This is a genomic window from Pseudomonas sp. LABIM340, assembly GCF_040017195.2.
In the GTDB taxonomy this organism is placed as follows: Bacteria; Pseudomonadota; Gammaproteobacteria; order Pseudomonadales; family Pseudomonadaceae; genus Pseudomonas.
Genome location: NZ_CM200227.1, coordinates 4275586 through 4294590, shown reverse-complemented (window position 1 = coordinate 4294590; position 19005 = coordinate 4275586). Strand labels below are relative to the sequence as shown.

Genomic DNA, 19005 nt, shown 5'->3' with positions numbered 1-19005 from the left:
GCCTTGCCATGTCCGTGTTCGCCGAATACTTCGATGACAGCCACCGCCTGGTCCGCGACAGCGTTCGGCGCTTTGTCGAGCGTGAAATCCTGCCCCACGTCGCCGACTGGGAGGAAGCCGAGGAGTTTCCCCGCGAGCTGTACCGCAAGGCGGGCGAGGCCGGCATCCTCGGCATCGGCTATCCCGAAGCGCTTGGCGGCAGCCACGAGGGCGACCTGTTCGCCAAGGTGGCGGCCAGCGAGGAGCTGATGCGCTGTGGTTCCGGTGGACTGGTGGCGGGGCTGGGCTCGCTGGATATCGGCCTGCCGCCGCTGATCAAGTGGGGCCGCCCGGAGCTGCGCGAGCGGATCGCGCCGCAGGTACTGGCCGGCGAGAAGATCATGGCGCTGGCGGTCACCGAGCCGTCCGGCGGTTCCGACGTCGCCAGCCTGAAGACCCGCGCCGTGCGCGACGGTGACCACTATCGCGTAAGCGGCAGCAAGACCTTCATCACCAGCGGTGTGCGCGCCGACTACTACACCGTGGCCGTGCGCACCGGCGGCGATGGCTTCGGCGGCGTCAGCCTGCTGCTGGTGGATAAGGGCACGCCGGGCTTCACCGTGAGCCGCAAGCTGAAGAAGATGGGCTGGTGGGCGTCGGACACCGCCGAGCTGTTCTTCGATGACTGCAAGGTGCCGGTGGAGAACCTCATCGGCGCGGAGAACATGGGCTTCGCCTGCATCATGGCGAACTTCCAGAGCGAGCGCCTGGCGCTGGCGATCATGGCCAACATGACCGCGCAGCTGGCGCTGGACGAGGCGCTGGCCTGGAGCCGCGAGCGCGAGGCATTCGGCAAGCCGGTCGGCAAGTTCCAGGTGATCAAGCACCGGCTGGCGGAAATGGCCACTCAGGTCGAAGTGTCCCGCGAGTTCACCTACCGCCAGGCGGCGAAGATGGCTGTGGGCAAGAGCGTGATCAAGGAAATCTCCATGGCCAAGAACTTCGCCACCGACGTCGCCGACCGGGTGACCTACGACGCGGTGCAGGTGCTGGGCGGCATGGGCTACATGCGCGAGAGCCTGGTGGAGCGGCTGTACCGCGACAACCGCATTCTCTCCATCGGCGGCGGCACGCGGGAGATCATGAACGAGATCATCGCCAAGCAGATGGGGCTCTAACGGAGAGGCTCCCACAGGGATGGGCGAGCGCCGGCGGCCTGGCTGCGCCGCCACGCCGCTGGTGGGCAGCCGTATTCACGGCGAAAGGCGCGGCTGAAGGCCGTGTCTGTCTGGTAGCCGACGTCCTCGGCAATCCGTGCCAGCGGGGCGTTGCTGCCGCGCAGCAGGTTGGCGGCCAGCAGCATGCGCCACTGGGTGAGGTACTGCATCGGCGGGCAGCCCACCAGACCGAGGAAGCGCTCGGCCAGCACTGAGCGCGAAGTACCGGCGCAGCGCGCCAGTTCCTCCAGGCTCCAGGGATGCGCTGGTGACTTGTGCAGGGCGCCCAGGGCGCTGCCGACGATGCGGTCGTGCAGCCCGGCCAGCCAGCCGCTGCGGTCTTCGCCCTGTTCCTCCATGTACAAGCGCAGCACCTCGATGAACAGTACCTCCGCCAGCTTGGCCAGTACGCCGGCCCCGCCGGGGCGGGGTGAGCGCGCCTCGGCCAGCGCATAACGCACCGAGGATTCCAGCCAGGCACCCGCAGCCGAGCCGCGCACGTTGACCTTCACCAGCGCCGGCAACCCGGCGAGCAGCAGCCTCGCCAGCCGGGCGTCGCAGGCGAGGTAGCCGCAGACCAGGCGCGTCGTCGCACCGCCGCCGCCATAGGCCAGCTGGCGCGGCCGACGGGCCAGCACCGCGTCCAGTCGCGCTCCCGTGGCGGGTGGGACGCCGGGTTGCGAGGCCATGCGGTGGGCGTGGCCCTGGGGGAAGATCACCGCGTCGCCGGCCACCAGTCGCACCGGCTCGGCCCTGCCCATCTCGACGAAGCACTCTCCCTCGGTAATGAGGTGGAAGATCACCACCTGTTCGGCGCCGGGTTCCAGCAGTTCGACCACCGAATCCGCCCGTGGCGATTGATAGCACCAGGGCGCGGTGAAGCGCGCATTGATGAAGATGGCGCCGACCAGCCGGACCACGCGCAGAGTTTCCGACAACGCATCCATCAGTGGGCGCCGCTGTCGATGTCCAGGTGCACCGGTACGGCTTCGGCCAGCGCGCTGAGCATTGGAGACACGCGCATGGCCTGCTCGACCATCTTGCGTACTTCTGCATCCGGAGCGCCCGGCACGCTGATGCTGACCTGCACGTGGATGGCCAGCGGGCCGGCGGGGATGTGCTGGCCATCTTCGCGGGGCAGCCCGAGCAGGCCGTGCAGGTCGGTGTCGCTGGTGACTTGCGCCTCCAGCCGCTGCGGCTGCAGGCCACGTTCGGCCGCGAGCATGGCGATGCGCGTGACGGCGCAGGAGGCCAGTGCGGCGCGCAGCAGCCAGCCCGGGCTGACACGCTCGCCATCGCCACCCAGTTCCTGCGGCAGGTCGGTATGGATCAGGTTGCCGTCCGGATGGCGCGTCTGTGTCTTGCCGGCGCCTTCCCAGAGCGCGGTGGCGGGGACGTCGCGGACCTGGGCGATGCCCGGCCGCTGGCGCACCAGACGCTCCAGGCGCTGCTGGGCGGCGAGGATGGATTGCGTGCTCATGGAAAGGGCGCCTCCGGGGCGAGGTTCTCAGTCGAAGTCTGGGCGCGAAAGCGAAGCCGTGGCGGGCCGCCGGACGATCGGACAGGCAACGCCGACGCTGGAGCAGGACGGCGGCCAGGCCGCGGCGCAGCATGAAGGTGCGGGATGTCGCGGTACCCGCATCAGCCCACCCATGGAGAGTGTCATGCCGAAGTTCGTTATTGAGCGCGAGATCCCCGGCGCCGGAGCCCTGACCGCCCGCGATTTCCAGGCTATCGCGCAGAAGTCCTGCAAGGTCTTGAACCAGCTGGGGCCGCAGGTGCAGTGGTTGCACAGCTACGTGGTCGCAGACCGCATCTATTGCCTGTACATAGCCCCCGACGAAGCCGCCGTGCGAGAGCACGCGCGACTGGGCGGCTTCCCGGCCAACCGGATATCGCAGGTCGTCACCACCCTCGATCCGACCACCGCCGAATGAGCGCGCCTTGCCCGTCAGGAGAACCACAAATGACTACCGCTGTAGACCTCAATGCCCTGAAACAACGCCAGATGGCCACCTGGGCCAGCGGCGACTACGCCGTGATCGGCACCACCCTGCAGATCGTCGGCGAGCGCCTGGCCGAAGCCTGCGACCTGCTCTGCGACGAGCGCGTACTGGACGTCGCCGCCGGCAACGGCAACGTCACCCTGGCCGCCGCCCGGCGCGGATGCCGGGTGATATCCACCGACTACGTGCCGCGTTTGCTGGAGCTGGGCGCCGAGCGCGCCCGTGCCGAGCATCTGGCCGTGGAGTTCCGCGAGGCCGATGCCGAGGCGCTGCCCTTCGAAGCCGGCAGCTTCGATGCGGTGGTCTCGACCTTCGGTGTGATGTTCACCCCCGACCAGCCGAAAGCCGCGGCGGAACTGGCGCGGGTCTGCCGTTCCGGCGGGCGCATCGGCCTGGCCAACTGGACGCCCGAGGGTTTCATCGGCCAGGTATTCAAGGTGCTTTCGGGGTATATCCCGCCGGCGCCGGGTGTGCGTCCGCCGTCCGCGTGGGGACGGGAGGAACATCTGCACGAACTGTTCGGCGACTCGATCGGCGAGTTGCGCGCGACGCGGCAGGTCTTCAACTTCCGCTATCGCTCCGCCGCGCATTTCATCGAGGTCTTCCGCGACTGGTACGGCCCGCTGCACAAGGCTTTTGCCAACCTGCCGGAAGCGGATGGGAAGTTGCTGGAGCGTGACCTGACGCAACTGCTCGAAGCGAGCAATCGCGCGGGCCCCTCGTCGCTCGTGGTGCCCAGCGAATATCTGGAGGTGGTGCTGACCCGTCGGTGATCGCTGCCCGGCATTGATCCCTGAAAAAAACGGCGCCCATCCGGGGGTAAGGGGGATGGGCGCCGGCCCGACAGGGAAAAAGGGACTCTTGGGAATGACGCGTTACTTGGCCTCGTAGCCCTCGGCGGCGGACTTGCGCTTGGGCTTGGGAGCGAAGCGCTTGGCCAGCTTCATGCTGCCGGTGACCACCTTCTGGTACCAGACCGGCAGCAGGCGCAGCATCACGTCGATGGCGTGGGCATCAGGGCCGATCAGGATGCGCCGCGAATCGCGCTCCACGCCGCGAATGATCACCTGCGCGGCCTTCTGCGGAGTGGTGCGCAGCAACTGGTCGTTGAACTGGGTGCGCGCCGCTTCCGCGTTCTGCCCGGTGACCTTGATCATGCTGTCGTTCATGCGCGCGGTCTTGGCGATGTTGGTCTTGATCCCGCCGGGGTGCACGCAGCTGGCGGAGACACCGCCGCGCTCCATGTCCAGCTCCTGGCGCAGCGACTCGGTGAAGCCGCGCACGGCGAACTTGGTGGCGTTGTAGGCGCTCATGCCCGGCTGGGAGAACAGGCCGAACACGCTGGAGACGTTGACGATGTGGCCGTCACCGGAAACCTTCAGGTGCGGCAGGAAGGCCTTGGTGCCGTAGACCACGCCCCAGAAGTTGATGTTGGTGATCCACTCGTACTCCTCGTAGTCGCTGGCTTCCACGGTGCCGGCATGGGCGACGCCGGCGTTGTTGAACACCAGGTTGACCTTGCCGTGCTCGCGGGCGGCCTTGTCGGCCCAGGCGTGCACCTGTTCGCGGTCGGCGACGTTCACCGTGTCGACGGACACCCGCACACCGGAGGAGGAGAGCAGTTGGCGGGTTTCCTCCAGGCCTGCGGCATTCACGTCCGCCAGGGCCAGGTGGCAACCACGGGAGGCCAGTTCCACGGCCAGGGCACGGCCGATGCCGGAGCCTGCGCCGGTGATGGCGGCGACCTTGTTCTCGAAGTTCTTCATGCCGGCACCTCCTCGGCGTGGCGTTGCGGTTGGACGACAGGGCTGCTCAGGGGTTTGGCCTTCAGATGATAGGCGCCGGGGTCGAACTGGCTGGTCAGCGCGCGGAAGCGCCAGGTGAAGCCCGGCCACAGGGTGCAGTTGCGTCCGCTCACCGGGTGCAGGTACCAGCTCTTGCAGCCGCCGGTGTTCCATACGCTGTGGTTGAGGCCGCGCTGCAGCTTCTCGTTCCAGCGTTCCTGCACGTCTTCCTTCACTTCGACGCTCAGCAGCTCGCGGCGATCCATCAGTTTGATGGCGCCCAGCACGTAGGCGATCTGCGATTCGATCATGTAGACCATCGAGTTATGGCCCAGGCCGGTGTTCGGGCCCATGAGGAAGAACAGGTTGGGGAAGCCGCGGGTCATGGTGCCCTTGTAGGCTTCCGGGCCGTTCTTCCAGGTGTCGAGCAGGTCCACGCCGCCCCGGCCGAACACCACGCCGCGTGGGATCGGGTCGTTGGCGGTGAAGCCGGTGCCGAAGATGATCGCGTCCACCTGACGCTCGCGGCCATCGCTGGTGATGATGCTGCCGGCCTTGATCTCGCGGATGCCGTCGACGATCACCGAGGAGTTGGAGGCCGCCAGCGCCGGGTAGTAGTTGTGCGACATGAGCACGCGCTTGCAGCCGATGGTGTAGTCCGGGGTCAGCTTGCGGCGCAGGTCCGGGTCCTTGACCTGCTGGCGGATGAAGCGTTCGGCCAGCTTGCCCACCAGCTTCATTGCCCAGGGCGCGAAGGTGAAGCCCAGTACGCGGCCTTCAAGCATGCTGTAGAGCGCGCCGCGCCAGAGCTTCTGCACAGCCGGGAAGTGGCGGAAGCGCGCACGCTCCTTGTCGCTGATGGCTCGGTCCGGCTTGGGCAGGATCCACGGCGCGGTGCGCTGGTAGAGGTCGAGCTTGGCCACCAGTGGCTGGATTTCCGGGACGAACTGGATCGCCGAGGCGCCGGTGCCGATCACCGCGACGCGCTTGCCCTTGAGGTCGTAGTCATGGTCCCACTGCTGGGAGTGGAAGGCCTTGCCCTGGAAGTTCTCCAGGCCCTTGAGCGCGGGGATCGAGGGGATCGACAGGGCGCCCATGCCCGAGACCACGGCCTTGGCGGTGTAGTGGTTGCCGGCGGCGTCGAACAGGTGCCAGAGCTGCTGCTCCTCGTTCCACTCGAAACGCGCCATCTCGGTGTTGAGCAGCGTCTTGTCTTCCAGGCGGTACTTCGCCCAGCACTTCTCCAGGTAGGCGCGGATTTCCGGCTGGCGGGCGAACATGCGCGTCCAGTCCGGGTTCGGCTCGAAGGAGAAGGAATAGACGTGGGATTGCACGTCGCAGGCGCAGCCCGGGTAGTTGTTGACCCGCCAGGTGCCACCGACGCCGGCATCCTTTTCGAACAGCAGGAAGTCGTTCTCGCCTTCCTGCTTCAGGCGTATCGCCATGCCCAGCCCGGAAAACCCGGTGCCGATGATGGCGACCTTGCAGTGTCTGGGGGCAGTCTTTGGTTGGGTACTCACAACCGTACTCATGGCCACGCTCCTGTTATGATTATTGCTGGCGTATACAACTGTCTACGTGGTGGAATGTAGACATCTGTATACCGCAGGAACAACCAACCTTAGGTGGGGCCGGGCGCCAGACACATGGAAATCGGACAGGAAGAACGGCCAGCGGAGGCCGCCGGCAAGCGCGCGCTGATCGACGCGGCGCTGCGCCTGGCGGCCAGCCGGCGCAGCCTGAGCAGCCTGGGGCTGCGCGAGCTGGCGCGCGAAGCAGGGCTGAACCCGAATACCTTCTACCGGCACTTCGGTGACGTGGATGACCTGGGCCTGGCGATCATCCGCGACATCGCCACCCAGCTGCGCCAGCCGCTGCGCGACCTGCGCCGTGAGGCTGCCGAGCGCGCGCAACCGGGGGAGGGCGCGGCCAGCGTGCCTTTCGGCCTGGACCTGGAGCGTGGCCAGCGGGTGACGCGGGAGACCGTGCGGTTGTTCTTCGACTTCGTGGAAGGCAATCCGCAGGCCTTCATCATTGGCGTGCGCGAGCTGCACGGACCGTCGCCGGTGTTGCGCGAGGCGTTGGCGCGAGTGATGGACGAGTTTGGCGAGGACATGGCCGAGGACATCCGCCAGTTCCACCTGCTGCCGGACATCGACGAGAACGAGCTGAACCAGCTCTCGCGGCTGATCAGCCGGCAGTTGTTCCAGCAGTCGCTGGATTATCTCGAGCGCCCGCCGGAGCAGCGCGGGGAAGTCTGCGCCCTGGCCGAACGACAAATCCTGTTGCTCTTCACCGGTGTCGCGGTGCTGCAGACCTTTGGCATGCTGGCTAGGCTGTGACTCTTCTGTCGTCCCGTGGAGATCCGCCATGTTGCCTTTGCCCCTGTTCGGCGGCTGCGCCTGCGGCGCGGTGCGTTACCGGGTGGATGCCGAGCCGGAAGAGACCGGTTACTGCCATTGCCGCATCTGCCAGAAATCCAATGCCGCGCCGGCGGTGCCCTGGGCGGTGATTCCACTGACGGGCTTCGCCTACATCGCCGGGGAGCTGGGAATGTGGCGTTCCAGTGAGGACGGCGAACGGCGCTTCTGCGTGAAATGCGGTACACCGATGGAGTTCCGCGTGCGCGACGGCGAGACGGTGGGGCTCAATACCGTGACCCTGGATGAGCCGGAACTGATCGAGCCGCAATGTCATGTCTGGTGTTCGTCGCAGCTGTCGTGGTTCGACACGGTGGATGATCTGCCGCGCAAGCAGGAGGGCTGACGCCGGCGTCGGTTGATACCTGTAGGAGCGCGCCATGCGCGCGATCGCGGGCATGGCCCGCTCCTACAAGTTGACGCCGCTGCACCCGTCACCAGAGTCCTACGTGCCCCACAATGAAAAACGCCAGGCGATTGCCTGGCGTTTTCGTTGCTGCACAGAACTCAGCCGGCGAAATCCAGCGTTTCCTTCCAGCGGGTTTCCAGCGCCTTGGTGTCATGGTCGAAGGGGTGGAAGCCGGGGCGGAAATAGTCCAGCCACGGGCGGATCAGGTTGACGAAGTAGCCGCGGCGCGGGTGCAGCAGCACGCCCAGGCCGTGTTTCCAGCTGCGCCAGTTGAACAGCTGGCCGTCGCGGCGCAGCAGGTTGATCTGGAAACCGGCGATGACGCCGAGGAAGATCCCGGTGGTCAGCAGCATCACCGCGGTACGGGTGAAGTAGCCGCCATAGACCTGCTGGTAGACGTCGTAGGCCACCGCCTTGTGCTCGTTCTCCTCGACGGCGTGCCACATCCACAGCTTGTACATCTTGTCCGACTTCATCTGGCTGCTCAGGTCTTCACGCTTGAGCAGCTGCTCGGCCATGGTCGCGGTGAAGTGTTCCAGGGCGCAGGTGATCGCCAGCTGGTGCTTTTTGGTGGTGACCTTGCTGATGGATTCGAGCAGCACCTTGATGCGCAGCTCCAGGGTTTCCAGGTCGATGCCGTGCTCGTCGGCGTACTCGTTGTAGGCCGCGTGCTCCTTGGAGTGCATGGCTTCCTGGCCGATGAAGGCGCTGACGTCCTTCTGCAGCTGCGGGTCCTGGATGCGCTCGCGCACGGCGCGCACGCTGTCGACGAAGAACTTCTCGCCGTAGGGGAACAGCGAGGACAGGTTGTTCATGAAGTGGGTCATGAAGGGTTGCCCGTCCCACCAGTATTTCGGCGTTTCGCTGAAGCTGAAATCCATGCGGCGGACCGGGAAATTGGCGCGGATCGGCGTGGTGCTGGCGTTCATGACTAACTCCTTCTTGTTGTGCGGGAGGGCGCGCGCGGCAGGGGCGGCGACCCAGGCAAGCCCTGTCGTTAGTTCGCTATGCCACCTCGTAATGTGTCATTAGCTGATGTCATGTTCGGAGTCTTGTCGGACAATCGAAAGGTCATATGTGGCCGTGGCGGGGTCGAATCAGGCCAAGCGGGTCACGACCAGCCATTGGATGGGGCGTCTGAGAGGTGGGGAGGGCGGAAACGAAAACGGGCGCCGAAGCGCCCGTTTCTACCGACAGCGGTCTGTCACTGCTCGTCGAGGGCGAAGGCAGTCAGGCTGTAGGTGGGGATCTGCGCGTCGTTGAGCTTGGTCGAACCGCCCAGCTCCGGCAGGTCGATGATCGCGGCGGCCTCGAATACGCTGGCACCCATGCGGCGCACCAGTTGCGCCGCGGCCAGCAGGGTGCCGCCGGTGGCGATCAGGTCATCGAAGATCAGCACGCTGTCGCCTTCGCACAGGCTGTCGGCGTGGACTTCCAGCAGGGCTTCGCCGTACTCGGTCTCGTAAGCCTGGGCCAGCACGTCGGCCGGCAGTTTGCCGCGCTTGCGGAACAGCACCAGGGGCTTGTTCAGCTCGTAGGCGATGATCGAACCGATCAGGAAGCCGCGCGCATCCATGGCGCCGATGTGGGTGAAGTCGGCCTCGACGTAGCGCTGGATGAAGCTGTCGGCGACGAAGCGCAGGGCTCGCGGCGACTGGAACAGCGGGGTGATGTCGCGGAACATGACGCCGGGCTTGGGAAAGTCGGGAACGGCACGGATCACGGACTTCAGGTCGAGTTGGTTGAGGATCATGCTGGATGTGCACCTGATGCGGTTTTTGCAGAGGCCAAAGTATAACGGGCCCGCCAGTCGGCGAGCCCGTTTTCGATGACCGGAAAGTCAACCAATAGGTCAGCTTTCGTGTCTGTCAGCTTTCCAGCTGGCCGCCGGCCAGTGCGCACAGCTCGATGGAATCGAGGATGTGCACTTCCTTGCCTTCGGCGGCGATCAGGCCGTTCTGCTGGAAGCGGGTGAACACGCGGGAGACGGTTTCCACCGCCAGGCCCAGGTAGTTGCCGATCTCGTTGCGCGACATGGCCAGGCGGAACTGCTGGGCCGAGAAGCCTCGGGCGCGGAAGCGCGCGGAGAGGTTCACCAGGAAGGTGGCGATGCGCTCGTCGGCGGTCTTCTTCGACAGCAGCATCATCATCTGCTGGTCGTCGCGGATTTCGCGGCTCATCACGCGCAGCAGCTGGCGGCGCAGCTGCGGCAGTTGCTCGGACAGCTCGTCCAGGCGTTCGAAGGGAATCTCGCAGACCGACGTGGTTTCCAGGGCCTGGGCCGATACCGGGTAGCTCTCGGTGTCCATGCCGGACAGGCCGACCAGCTCGCTGGGCAGGTGGAAGCCGGTGATCTGCTCTTCACCGCCGTCGGTGATGCTGAAGGTCTTCAGGGCGCCGGAGCGCACGGCGAAGACAGAGCCGAAGGCATCGCCCTGGCGGAACAGGAACTCGCCCTTTTTTAGTGGGCGGCCGCGTTTGACGATTTCATCGAGAGCGTCCATGTCGCTGTGGTTGAGCGACAGGGGCAGGCAGAGGGGAGCCAGGCTGCAATCCTTGCAGTGCGCCTGGGGCAGGGCGCGCACTTTGATGGTTTCGGCCATGAGTGTTCCTTGAATGGGATGGCACACAAAAACCAAGGGTACCGCAGACCGCAAGTCGCGCGCCAGTTGGCGACCTGTCTGAATCGCTGGTTCCAGCGATGGGGATGAGGGTTTCGTAGTGGTTGGAGCGGTCTCGAATCCTTTCGAAAAGTGCCGGTTCAGGGCTGTTCCTACACCTTGGGGCTACAGACATATCCTGTAGCAATGGGTGCGACAGTTGGCCCCGTACCGTCGGTCGTGCGGTAGGGAACCCACGGGTCAGATGACCCGCGAGAAGCGTTGCAGGTTCTGCATCGGTAGGTAGCGATCGAACAGCATGCACAGCGAGCGCACCAGCAAACGGCCGGAAGCGTTCACATCGATACCGCGCGGGCCGAGGGTGATCAGGCCGTCGCGGGCGAAGCGTTCGAGGTCGTCCCAGATTTCCGCGAAGTAGCCACGGAAGTCGATGTTGTAGAGGTCCTCGATGTCCTCGAAGTCCAGCTGGAAATGGCAGATCAGCTGCTGAATCACTGCGCGGCGGATCAGGTCGTCCTTGTTGCAGTGCAGGCCGCGGCGCGTGGCGAGCTGGCCCTGGTCGAGGGTGTTCTGGTAGTCGGCAATGTCATTGCTGTTCTGGCAGTAGAGATCGCCGATCTGGCTGATCGAGGAAACCCCGAGGCCCACCAGGTCGCAGTGACCGTGGGTGGTGTAGCCCTGGAAGTTGCGCTGCAGAGTGCCGTCTTCCTGGGCCATGGCCAGCTCGTCGTCCGGCAGGGCGAAGTGGTCCATGCCGATGTAGCGGTAGCCGGCGGCTTCCAGTTGCTCGGTGGTGCGTTGCAGCATCTCCAGTTTCTGCCCGGGGGAGGGCAGGTCCTCGGCCTTGATCCGCCGCTGCGGCGGGAAGCGCTCGGGGAGGTGCGCGTAGTTGAATACGGACAATCGGTTGGGCTGCAGGGCGATGACCTGCTCGACGGTGTGGGCGAAGGTGTCCGGGGTCTGCCGGGGCAGGCCGTAGATCAGGTCGATGTTGATCGAGCGGAATTGCAGCGTGCGCGCCGCATCGATGATGGCGCGGGTCTCGTCGAGGCTCTGCAGGCGGTTGATCGCCTGTTGCACTTCCAGATTGAAGTCCTGCACGCCGATGCTGGCGCGGTTGAAGCCCAGCTCGCGGAGCAGGCCCATGGTCGACCAGTCGGCCTCGCGCGGGTCGATCTCGATGCCGTAGTCGCCGAAGTCGCCCTCGACGAAGTGGAAGTGCGTGCGCAGTTGCGCCATCAGCTCGCGCAGCTGGCCGGGGCTCAGGAAGGTCGGGGTACCTCCACCGAAATGCAGCTGCTCGACTTGCTGCTGGCGACCCAGGTGACGACTGACGATCTCGATTTCGTGGATCAGACGGGCGAGGTAGGGGGCGCTGCGGCCACGATCCTTGGTGATGACCTTGTTGCAGGCGCAGTAGTAGCAGATGTTCGCGCAGAACGGGACGTGCACGTAGAGCGAGAGCGGGCGCTGGGCCTTCTGGCTATCGCGCAGCGCGTGCAGCAGGTCGAAGGGTCCGACTCCTTCGTGGAACTGCACGGCTGTGGGATAGGAGGTGTAGCGCGGGCCGGACAGATCGTATCGGCGTATCAGATCTGCGTCCCAGCGAATATTGTCGAGCATGCCGATGTTCCCCGGTGGCGAGCTTTTCCTGCGCAGTCTAGGGAGAGTCCGACAGAGGCCTGTTGACCTGTATCAAGCGGCTTTATGGTGGGGAATACCGGCGCTGGCGTGCATGTCGTGGCCCATGATCCAGGCCTGGTGCGGGCCGGGGAGGGTCCACAGGCCGAAGAGGATCACCAGGACACCGCCGGCCATGCGCACGCTGCGCTTGCGCAACAGGGTGGTGATGCGCTCGGCGGCGAGCCCGGTGGCGAGCAGTACCGGCCAGGTGCCGAGGCCGAAGGCGAGCATCAACAGGGCGCTGTCTACCGCCGAGCCCTGGCTGGTGGCCCAGAGCAGGGTGCTGTAGACCAGGCCGCAGGGCAGCCAGCCCCAGAGTGCGCCGAGCAGCAGCGCGCGCGGCAGCGTGGCGACCGGCAGCAGGCGGCTGGCAAAGGGCTGGATGTGCCTCCACAGGCCGCGGCCCAGGGCTTCGATGCGGGTCAGGCCGCTCCACCAGCCGGCCAGGTACAGGCCCATGGCGATCAGCAGTAGGCCGGCGATCACCCGCAACGCCGAGGCGAACGGCGTACGCGCCAAGGCCCAGCCGGCAAGGCCGAGCAGCAGGCCGGCGCAGGCGTAGCTGAGGATGCGGCCGAGGTTGTAGGCCAGCAGCAGGCGCAGGCGGCGCCCGCGCTGCTCTGGCGGAATGGCCATGGTCAGCGCGCCCATCAGGCCGCCGCACATACCCAGGCAGTGACCGCCGCCGAGCAGGCCGAGGATCAGCGCAGACGCCAGCAGCGGCGCCAGGTCAGGCATCGCGCTTGTCCTGCTTCTGGCTGGTGTGCGTGTCGTCGCCCTCGGCTTCGTCGATGCCGGCCTGGTGCCTGGGATCTTCGTCGTCGAACAGGATGCTGTGGGCCGGTCCGTCCAGGTCGTCGTACTGGCCACTGTTCACCGCCCAGAAGAAGATCGCGATGCAGATGCCGACGATCACCACCGCGACCGGGATCATGATGTAGAGAGCGGGCATTTCAACTCCGTGGCAGCGCCTGCGCCGCTTGCGGGGCGACGGGCAAGGCAGTGGTCGCTGGCGGGGCGCCGGCGCCCCTGGGCAGCCGGGTCAGGCGCAGGGCGTTGAGCACCACGGTCAGCGAGCTGATCGACATGCCCACCGCGGCCCACACGGGCGTGATCCAGCCGAGGGCGGCGAAGGGCAACATGAGGCCATTGTACAGCCCCGCCCAGACCAGGTTCTCGATGATTACCCGGCGCGTGCGACGGGCCAGGGAGAAGGCCTGCACCACGCTGTCCAGTCGGTTGGACAGCAGCACGGCGTCGGCGCTGGTTTTGGCGAGATCAGTGGCCGACCCCATGGCGACGCTGATGTCGGCGGCGGCCAGGACCGGCACGTCGTTCACGCCGTCGCCCAGCATAAGCACGCGGCGGCCTTCCTGATGCAGCTGGCGCAGCACTTCGAGCTTGTCGTCCGGGCGCAGACCGCCGCGACAGTCGTCGATGCCCAGTTCGGCGGCGACGCGGCCGACCATGGGCGAGCTGTCGCCGGACAGCAGCAGGGTGCGCCAGCCGCGGGCGCGGCAGGCGTCGAGCAGGTCGGCGGCGTCGTCGCGGATGCGGTCATCCAGCACCAGCCACGCGAGGGCACCGCTTTCGTCGCCCAGTAGCAACCACTGGCCGGGCTCCTGCGGGTGCTGGGGCGCTTCGCTGTTACTCAGGGCGCAGACGAACGAGGGCTCGCCGATACGCAGGCGGCGCTCGCCCACAAGGCCTTCCAGGCCCAGGCCGGGATGGCTCTCGACATTCTCGGCAGGCTGCGGTGCGCGGCCGAAGGCGCGGGCGATGGGGTGTTCGGAGCGGTTCTCCAGCGCGGCGGCGAGGGCCAGACAGGCATCGCTGTCCAGCGCGCCCAGCGGCCGGACCGCACGCAGCGTCAGGCGGCCTTCGGTGAGGGTGCCGGTCTTGTCGAAGATCACCGTGTCGATGTGGTTCAGGCCTTCCAGCACATGGCCGCGGGTCACCAGCAGGCCGAGCTTGTGCAGGCTGCCGGTGGCGGCAGTCAGCGCGGTTGGCGTGGCCAGGGACAGGGCGCAGGGGCAGGTCGCCACCAGCATCGCCAGGACCACCCAGAAGGCGCGGGAGGCGTCGTGCTGCCACCAGAACAGGCCGACCACGGCAGCGAGCACCAGCAGAGCGATGAGGAACCATTGCGCGGCCTTGTCGGCCAGCTCGGCGAGGCGCGGTTTGTCCGACTGGGCGCGTTCCAGCAGGCGGACGATGGCGGACAGCCGGCTGTCGCCGCCCAGCGCCTTGACCTGCACGGTCAGCGGGCCTTCGACGTTGAGAGTACCGCCGGTGACGCTGTCGCCGCTCTGGCGTGCCTGCGGCAGGTATTCGCCGGTGAGCAGGGATTCATCGACGCTGGACTGGCCCTCGAGGATCAGGCCGTCGGCAGGAATCACCGCGCCGGGCTGCACCAGCACGCGGTCGCCGACGCTCAGTTCGCGGAGCAGCACGCGGCTGCTCTGGCCACTGTCATCCAGGCGCAGGCAGGACGCGGGCAGCAGGTTGACCAGCTGCGCGGTGGCGGCGGCGGTGCGTTCTCTGGCGCGGCGTTCGAGGTAGCGGCCAGCGAGCAGGAACAGGGCGAACATGCCGACGGCGTCGAAGTACAGGTCGCCATGGCCGGTGACGGCGGTCCAGATGCCGGCCAGGTAGGCGCCGCCGATGGCCAGGGACACCGAGACGTCCATGGTCAGGTGGCGGGTGCGCAGGTCACGCACGGCGCCGCGGAAGAACGGCTGGCAGGAGTAGAAGACGATGGGTGTGGTGAGAAACATCGCCACCCAGCGCAGGATCTCGTGCAGCTCGGGGCTCAGGTCGATGTTGAATTCCGGCCAGGTGGCCATGGTCGCCATCATCGCCTGGAACCACAGCAGGCCCGCGACGCCCAGCTGGCGCAGGGACTTGCGGTTTTCCTGGTGCAACTGCTCGGCGGCGCGGTCCGGTTGGAACGGGTGGGCGGCGTAGCCGATCTTGCGCAGTTCGGCGAGCAGTTCGCTCAGCGGCAGCTCGCTGTCGGACCAGCGCACATGCAGGCGGTGGTTGGACAGGTTGAGGCCGGCCTCGGCGACGGCAGGCAGGCCCTTGAGGTGCTTTTCGATCAACCAGCCGCAGGCGGCGCAGCTGATGCCTTCCATGATCAGGGTGGTCTCGGCCAGTTCGCCCTGGTGCTGGACAAAGGGCTGCTGCACGTCGGGGCGGTCGAACAGCTTCAGCTCGTCGGCGAGCTGTTCGGGGAGGGCATCAGGGTTGGGTGCGGCTTCGGTGCGGTGGCGGTAATAGCCTTCCAGGCCGCCGGCAACGATGGCCTCGGCCACGGCCTGGCAGCCGGGGCAGCAGAATTCGCGGGGCTCGCCCAGGACGGGCGCAACGAAGCGGCTGCCGGGGGGAACCGGCAGCGCGCAGTGGTAACAGAGCAGCGCGGCGCTCATGGGCGCTCGGCTTCATCTCCGCTGAGGGGCTCGTCGCCGAGGTCGAAGGAGCCGCCGGGGGCGACTTTCTCTTCCTCGAACAGACGCCAGGTCTTGCCGTTCTCCTCGCCGAGCAGTTCGACGAAGCGGCGACCCTTGACGGCGGCATCCAGGCTGGCGGTGTAGCGGCCCGGCTCGGCAGGGCTGGCGCGCAGCTCCAGGTGCTTGTCCTGCGACTCCAGGGTAGGGGAGAGCAGGTTCAGGGTGAGCGTGGCCGGACGGCTGTTGCCGGTGAGGCGCAGGTCCACTTCGCCGGTCAATTCGTCGAAACTGATCTTGGCGCGCAGCTTGAGTTCCTGGGCCAGGTGCTCGCGGTCGAGGGAGCGGTTGATGCCCTTGCCGGCCTCGTAGTAGTTGTCGCTGACCAGGGAGTCCTGATTATTCACGGCGATGTTGACCATCGTCAGGCTGAGGGCGATCGAGGTGCCCAGCATGGCGATGATGATCCACGGCCAGAGGTGCTTGTACCAGGGTTCCACGGGCGTTTTCATGGCCGATTGCATGGTCTTTTTTCTCTCGCTGGCAGTGCCGCAGGGGCGCTGCCCGGTGAAGGGGCGGGCGAAATTCTACGTGCTTCGTTCGGCACTGGCACCCCATGCGCAACATGGGGTGCCAATTCGTTCAGCGTTGGTTCAACGAACGCGCGGGCCGATGAAGCGGCTGGTGGATTCCTTGCTGATGGACGGGTCGTCCACCGACTGGATGGTGAAGCTCACCTCGTTGGTGGTGGAGGGCAGCTTCTCCGGCTCGATGGACAGTTCCACCGGCATGGTGAAGATGTCCCCGGCCGCGACCGAGATTTCCTTCTTGCCTTCCAGGATCAGGCCGTCCATGCCCTTGGCGCTGAGCACGTAGGTATGGTCCTTCTGGTCCTTGTTCATGACCTTCAGGCTGTACACGTTCTCGATCCGGCCTTCGGCGTTCTCGCGGTAGAGCACGCGGTCCTTGCTGACATCGAAGCCCACCAGCGGGCGCAGGACGATGGCAGTGATCAGCAGGCCGATCATGATGCACAGGGCGATGGCGTAGCCGATCAGGCGCGGGCGCACCAGGTGGGTCTTCTGGCCCGACAGGTTGTGCTCGGTGGTGTAGCTGATCAGGCCGCGCGGGTAGTTCATCTTGTCCATGATGCTGTCGCAGGCGTCGATGCACGCGGCGCAGCCGATGCACTCGATCTGCAGGCCGTCGCGGATGTCGATGCCGGTCGGGCAGACCTGTACGCACATGGTGCAGTCGATACAGTCGCCCAGGCCCTGGGCCTTGTAGTCGACGGTCTTCTTGCGCGGGCCGCGCTTCTCGCCACGACGCGGGTCGTAGGAAACGATCAGGGTGTCCTTGTCGAACATCACGCTCTGGAAGCGCGCGTAGGGGCACATGTAGATGCACACCTGCTCGCGCAGCCAGCCGGCGTTGCCGTAGGTGGCGAGGGTGAAGAAGCCGACCCAGAAGTAGGCCCAGCCGTCGGCCTGGCCGGTGACCAGGTCGCTGAGCAGTTCGCGCATCGGGGCGAAGTAGCCGACGAAGGTCAGGCCGGTCACCAGGCCGATCAGCAGCCAGAGGCCGTGCTTGGCGATCTTGCGCAGCAGCTTGTTGCCGCTCATGGGCGCCTTGTCGAGCTTCATGCGCTGGTTGCGGTCACCCTCGGTGACTTTTTCGCACCACATGAAGATCCAGGTCCACACGCTCTGCGGGCAGGTGTAGCCGCACCAGACGCGGCCGGCGAACACGGTGATGAAGAACAGGCCGAAGGCGCTGATGATCAGCAGGCCGGAGAGGAGGATGAAGTCCTGCGGCCAGAAGGTCGCGCCGAAGATGTAGAACTTGCGCTCGGGCAGGTCCCAGAGAACCGCCTGACGACCGTTCCAGGTCAGCCACACGGTGCCGAAGTAGAGGAGGAAGAGGAGGGCACCCCCGGCCATGCGGAGGTTGCGGAAGAACCCGGTAAAGGCTCGGGTGTAGATCTTTTCCCGGGAGGCATAAAGGTCGACGCTTTCACCCTTGCCCTTGGTGGGCGGAGTGACGTCCTGGACCGGAATTTGTTTGCTCATCAGTGCATTCCACGGCAGCGGGAGGGCGCCCTGTCGATACATGCCGAGAGGGTCAGAAATATGCTTGCACGCCTAACAATGATACGGCGTGGTGGGTGTTGCAACCGTGCGACAGTTGGTCGCGCAAGGAATTATGGACCCAGAAATAGAGCGGCGCCGGTGTAGAAACCGGCGCCGCTGGGTGTCGCTATGGGTGTAGGAAGGAGAGCCTTATTCGGCGCTCTTCTCACCTTCGCCATGGGACAGGCTGTACACGTAGGCAGCGAGCAGGTGAACCTGGTCTTTGCCCAGACGCTCCAGCTGAGCCGGCATCTGGCCCTGACGGCCGTAGCGGATGGTCTGCTGCAGCTGAGCGAAGCTCGAGCCGTAGATGAACGCAGCCGGGTGGGTCAGGTTCGGCGCGCCCATGGCGGCGGTGCCTTTGCCTTCAGCGCCGTGGCAAGCCACGCAGTTGGTGGAGAAGAGCTTCTGGCCGTTGGCGACCTGATCGTCCGTCACGCCTTCGGGCAGCTTGCGGCCGTCCAGCTTGGTGGTGACGAAGGCAGCTACGTCGTGAACGCCCTGATCGCCGATGACTTCGCCCCAGGCCGGCATGGCCGCGTGGCGACCGCCTTCGATGGTGGCGATGATGTCCTTCGGCTCGCCGCCCCAGCGCCAGTCGGCGTCGGTGAGGTTCGGGAAGCCGTGGGCGCCCTTGGCGTCGGAACCGTGGCAGACGGAGCAATTGGAAGCGAACAGGCGGTTACCCATTTTCAGGGCCTGCTCGTCCTTGGCCACTTCCTCGATCGGCATGGCGCCGAACTTGGCGTACAGCGGGCCGTACTTCTCATCGGCCTTGGCCATTTCCTTTTCCCACTGGTGCACACCGGTCCAGCCTTGTTCGCCGTTGGCGAATTCGGCCTTGTCCTGGTAGCCCGGCAGCAGGCCTTTCCAGTTGCCCAGGCCCGGGTACAGGACCAGGTAGCCAAGGGCGAAGATGAAGGTGGCCACGAACAGCATGAACCACCACTTCGGCAGCGGGTTGTCGTACTCCTCGATGCCGTCGAAGGCATGGCCGACGGTTTCATCGGTGGCTTCGTTGCGCTGACCGCGACGGGTGGCGAACAGCAGCCACGCCAGGGCGAAGATGGTGCCCAGGGTAAGTACGGTGACGTACAGACTCCAGAAGGTTGTCATTCTTTGTTGCTCCTAGAAGCTTGCTCTTGCTCGACGTGCTTTTTGGCGACCGGGTCATCCGCGAAGGGCAGCAGGGCGTCTTCGTCGAAGCGCTCCTTGCGTTTGCCGCCATAGGCCCAGAGCAGGACGCCGACGAAGGCGACCATGACTACTACAGTGCCGATACCGCGAATGGTCCCGATATCCATCACT

19 protein-coding genes and 1 pseudogene are annotated in these 19005 nt (G+C 66.0%); 5 read left to right on the top strand and 15 right to left on the bottom strand.

Annotated features, from left to right (window positions below):
* The first annotated feature begins 8 nt into the window (after positions 1–8).
* Complete coding sequence (locus ABKS89_RS19525) at positions 9–1157, top strand: acyl-CoA dehydrogenase family protein (RefSeq protein WP_348586702.1); 1149 nt, start codon at positions 9–11, stop codon at positions 1155–1157.
* Here the strand turns inward: ABKS89_RS19525 and ABKS89_RS19520 are convergent.
* Together ABKS89_RS19520 and ABKS89_RS19515 are read right to left on the bottom strand one after the other, a co-directional pair.
* Positions 1154–2143: an AraC family transcriptional regulator gene (locus tag ABKS89_RS19520; RefSeq protein WP_348586700.1), complete on the bottom strand. Its 990-nt coding sequence runs from the start codon at positions 2141–2143 to the stop codon at positions 1154–1156. The two genes, ABKS89_RS19525 and ABKS89_RS19520, sit on opposite strands and share 4 nt — an antisense overlap.
* Positions 2143–2676 carry an OsmC family protein gene (locus ABKS89_RS19515; RefSeq protein WP_348586699.1) on the bottom strand — a complete coding sequence of 178 codons (534 nt, stop codon included), beginning with the start codon at positions 2674–2676 and terminating at the stop codon, positions 2143–2145. Before ABKS89_RS19515 ends, ABKS89_RS19520 begins: the two co-directional genes overlap by 1 nt.
* Positions 2677–2860: 184 nt before the next feature.
* Here ABKS89_RS19515 and ABKS89_RS19510 point away from each other — a divergent pair, with 184 nt between their 5' ends.
* Together ABKS89_RS19510 and ABKS89_RS19505 are read left to right on the top strand one after the other, a co-directional pair.
* Positions 2861–3133 (top strand): DUF4242 domain-containing protein, encoded by a 273-nt coding sequence (locus tag ABKS89_RS19510; RefSeq protein ID WP_138214750.1) that lies wholly within the window; start codon positions 2861–2863, stop codon positions 3131–3133.
* Positions 3134–3162: 29 nt separating this feature from the next.
* Entirely contained in the window at positions 3163–3975 is an 813-nt protein-coding gene (locus ABKS89_RS19505) for a class I SAM-dependent methyltransferase (RefSeq protein ID WP_348586698.1), read from the top strand.
* A 102-nt stretch (positions 3976–4077) separates the two neighbouring features.
* Here the strand turns inward: ABKS89_RS19505 and ABKS89_RS19500 are convergent, their stop codons facing one another.
* Both ABKS89_RS19500 and ABKS89_RS19495 read right to left on the bottom strand, forming a co-directional pair.
* Positions 4078–4968, bottom strand: coding sequence for an SDR family NAD(P)-dependent oxidoreductase (locus ABKS89_RS19500; protein ID WP_348586696.1), 891 nt, complete (start codon positions 4966–4968; stop codon positions 4078–4080).
* Positions 4965–6556, bottom strand: a pseudogene (locus ABKS89_RS19495) (flavin-containing monooxygenase). The gene ABKS89_RS19500 and the pseudogene ABKS89_RS19495 overlap by 4 nt, the downstream one beginning before the upstream one ends.
* A gap of 76 nt (positions 6557–6632) precedes the next feature.
* Here ABKS89_RS19495 and ABKS89_RS19490 point away from each other — a divergent pair.
* Both ABKS89_RS19490 and ABKS89_RS19485 read left to right on the top strand, forming a co-directional pair.
* On the top strand, positions 6633–7328 hold the full coding sequence (locus ABKS89_RS19490) for a TetR family transcriptional regulator (RefSeq protein ID WP_138214746.1): 696 nt from the start codon (positions 6633–6635) through the stop codon (positions 7326–7328).
* 28 nt (positions 7329–7356) lie between these two features.
* Complete coding sequence (locus tag ABKS89_RS19485; RefSeq protein WP_348586692.1) at positions 7357–7752, top strand: GFA family protein; 396 nt, start codon at positions 7357–7359, stop codon at positions 7750–7752.
* A gap of 161 nt (positions 7753–7913) precedes the next feature.
* On the opposite strand, the gene ABKS89_RS19480 is transcribed toward ABKS89_RS19485, so the two are convergent.
* The 11 genes from ABKS89_RS19480 to ABKS89_RS19430 form a co-directional block, all read right to left on the bottom strand.
* Entirely contained in the window at positions 7914–8744 is an 831-nt protein-coding gene (locus ABKS89_RS19480; protein WP_081518556.1) for a metal-dependent hydrolase, read from the bottom strand.
* A gap of 275 nt (positions 8745–9019) precedes the next feature.
* Positions 9020–9568 (bottom strand): adenine phosphoribosyltransferase, encoded by a 549-nt coding sequence (locus tag ABKS89_RS19475; RefSeq protein ID WP_045209111.1) that lies wholly within the window; start codon positions 9566–9568, stop codon positions 9020–9022.
* A gap of 115 nt (positions 9569–9683) precedes the next feature.
* Complete coding sequence (gene anr / locus ABKS89_RS19470; RefSeq protein ID WP_024763934.1) at positions 9684–10418, bottom strand: transcriptional regulator Anr; 735 nt, start codon at positions 10416–10418, stop codon at positions 9684–9686.
* 258 nt (positions 10419–10676) lie between these two features.
* Positions 10677–12059, bottom strand: coding sequence for an oxygen-independent coproporphyrinogen III oxidase (gene hemN, locus ABKS89_RS19465; RefSeq protein ID WP_348586690.1), 1383 nt, complete (start codon positions 12057–12059; stop codon positions 10677–10679).
* Positions 12060–12131: 72 nt separating this feature from the next.
* Positions 12132–12857, bottom strand: coding sequence for a sulfite exporter TauE/SafE family protein (locus tag ABKS89_RS19460; protein ID WP_348586688.1), 726 nt, complete (start codon positions 12855–12857; stop codon positions 12132–12134).
* Positions 12850–13071: a cbb3-type cytochrome oxidase assembly protein CcoS gene (gene ccoS, locus ABKS89_RS19455; RefSeq protein ID WP_138214742.1), complete on the bottom strand. Its 222-nt coding sequence runs from the start codon at positions 13069–13071 to the stop codon at positions 12850–12852. Before ccoS ends, ABKS89_RS19460 begins: the two co-directional genes overlap by 8 nt.
* Before the next feature lies 1 nt (position 13072).
* Positions 13073–15550 carry a heavy metal translocating P-type ATPase gene (locus ABKS89_RS19450; protein WP_348586686.1) on the bottom strand — a complete coding sequence of 826 codons (2478 nt, stop codon included), beginning with the start codon at positions 15548–15550 and terminating at the stop codon, positions 13073–13075.
* Positions 15547–16092, bottom strand: a complete 546-nt coding sequence (locus ABKS89_RS19445) for a FixH family protein (protein WP_138214740.1) — start codon at positions 16090–16092, stop codon at positions 15547–15549. Before ABKS89_RS19445 ends, ABKS89_RS19450 begins: the two co-directional genes overlap by 4 nt.
* A gap of 129 nt (positions 16093–16221) precedes the next feature.
* Positions 16222–17637, bottom strand: coding sequence for a cytochrome c oxidase accessory protein CcoG (gene ccoG / locus ABKS89_RS19440; RefSeq protein ID WP_138214739.1), 1416 nt, complete (start codon positions 17635–17637; stop codon positions 16222–16224).
* Between the two features lie 210 nt (positions 17638–17847).
* Positions 17848–18813, bottom strand: a complete 966-nt coding sequence (ccoP, locus tag ABKS89_RS19435; protein WP_138214738.1) for a cytochrome-c oxidase, cbb3-type subunit III — start codon at positions 18811–18813, stop codon at positions 17848–17850.
* Positions 18810–19001, bottom strand: a complete 192-nt coding sequence (locus ABKS89_RS19430) for a cbb3-type cytochrome oxidase subunit 3 (protein ID WP_024763940.1) — start codon at positions 18999–19001, stop codon at positions 18810–18812. Before ABKS89_RS19430 ends, ccoP begins: the two co-directional genes overlap by 4 nt.
* Between the last annotated feature and the right edge of the window lie 4 nt (positions 19002–19005).

Excerpts from the sequence above, each read along its gene's own strand:
- ABKS89_RS19525 (WP_348586702.1), top strand. The coding sequence starts at position 9 with ATGTCCGTGTTCGCCGAATACTTCGATGACAGCCACCGCCTGGTCCGC.
- ABKS89_RS19520 (WP_348586700.1), bottom strand. The coding sequence starts at position 2,143 with ATGGATGCGTTGTCGGAAACTCTGCGCGTGGTCCGGCTGGTCGGCGCC.
- ABKS89_RS19515 (WP_348586699.1), bottom strand. The coding sequence starts at position 2,676 with ATGAGCACGCAATCCATCCTCGCCGCCCAGCAGCGCCTGGAGCGTCTG.
- ABKS89_RS19510 (WP_138214750.1), top strand. The coding sequence starts at position 2,861 with ATGCCGAAGTTCGTTATTGAGCGCGAGATCCCCGGCGCCGGAGCCCTG.
- ABKS89_RS19505 (WP_348586698.1), top strand. The coding sequence starts at position 3,163 with ATGACTACCGCTGTAGACCTCAATGCCCTGAAACAACGCCAGATGGCC.
- ABKS89_RS19500 (WP_348586696.1), bottom strand. The coding sequence starts at position 4,968 with ATGAAGAACTTCGAGAACAAGGTCGCCGCCATCACCGGCGCAGGCTCC.
- ABKS89_RS19490 (WP_138214746.1), top strand. The coding sequence starts at position 6,633 with ATGGAAATCGGACAGGAAGAACGGCCAGCGGAGGCCGCCGGCAAGCGC.
- ABKS89_RS19485 (WP_348586692.1), top strand. The coding sequence starts at position 7,357 with ATGTTGCCTTTGCCCCTGTTCGGCGGCTGCGCCTGCGGCGCGGTGCGT.
- ABKS89_RS19480 (WP_081518556.1), bottom strand. The coding sequence starts at position 8,744 with ATGAACGCCAGCACCACGCCGATCCGCGCCAATTTCCCGGTCCGCCGC.
- ABKS89_RS19475 (WP_045209111.1), bottom strand. The coding sequence starts at position 9,568 with ATGATCCTCAACCAACTCGACCTGAAGTCCGTGATCCGTGCCGTTCCC.
- anr (WP_024763934.1), bottom strand. The coding sequence starts at position 10,418 with ATGGCCGAAACCATCAAAGTGCGCGCCCTGCCCCAGGCGCACTGCAAG.
- hemN (WP_348586690.1), bottom strand. The coding sequence starts at position 12,059 with ATGCTCGACAATATTCGCTGGGACGCAGATCTGATACGCCGATACGAT.
- ABKS89_RS19460 (WP_348586688.1), bottom strand. The coding sequence starts at position 12,857 with ATGCCTGACCTGGCGCCGCTGCTGGCGTCTGCGCTGATCCTCGGCCTG.
- ccoS (WP_138214742.1), bottom strand. The coding sequence starts at position 13,071 with ATGCCCGCTCTCTACATCATGATCCCGGTCGCGGTGGTGATCGTCGGC.
- ABKS89_RS19450 (WP_348586686.1), bottom strand. The coding sequence starts at position 15,550 with ATGAGCGCCGCGCTGCTCTGTTACCACTGCGCGCTGCCGGTTCCCCCC.
- ABKS89_RS19445 (WP_138214740.1), bottom strand. The coding sequence starts at position 16,092 with ATGCAATCGGCCATGAAAACGCCCGTGGAACCCTGGTACAAGCACCTC.
- ccoG (WP_138214739.1), bottom strand. The coding sequence starts at position 17,637 with ATGAGCAAACAAATTCCGGTCCAGGACGTCACTCCGCCCACCAAGGGC.
- ccoP (WP_138214738.1), bottom strand. The coding sequence starts at position 18,813 with ATGACAACCTTCTGGAGTCTGTACGTCACCGTACTTACCCTGGGCACC.
- ABKS89_RS19430 (WP_024763940.1), bottom strand. The coding sequence starts at position 19,001 with ATGGATATCGGGACCATTCGCGGTATCGGCACTGTAGTAGTCATGGTC.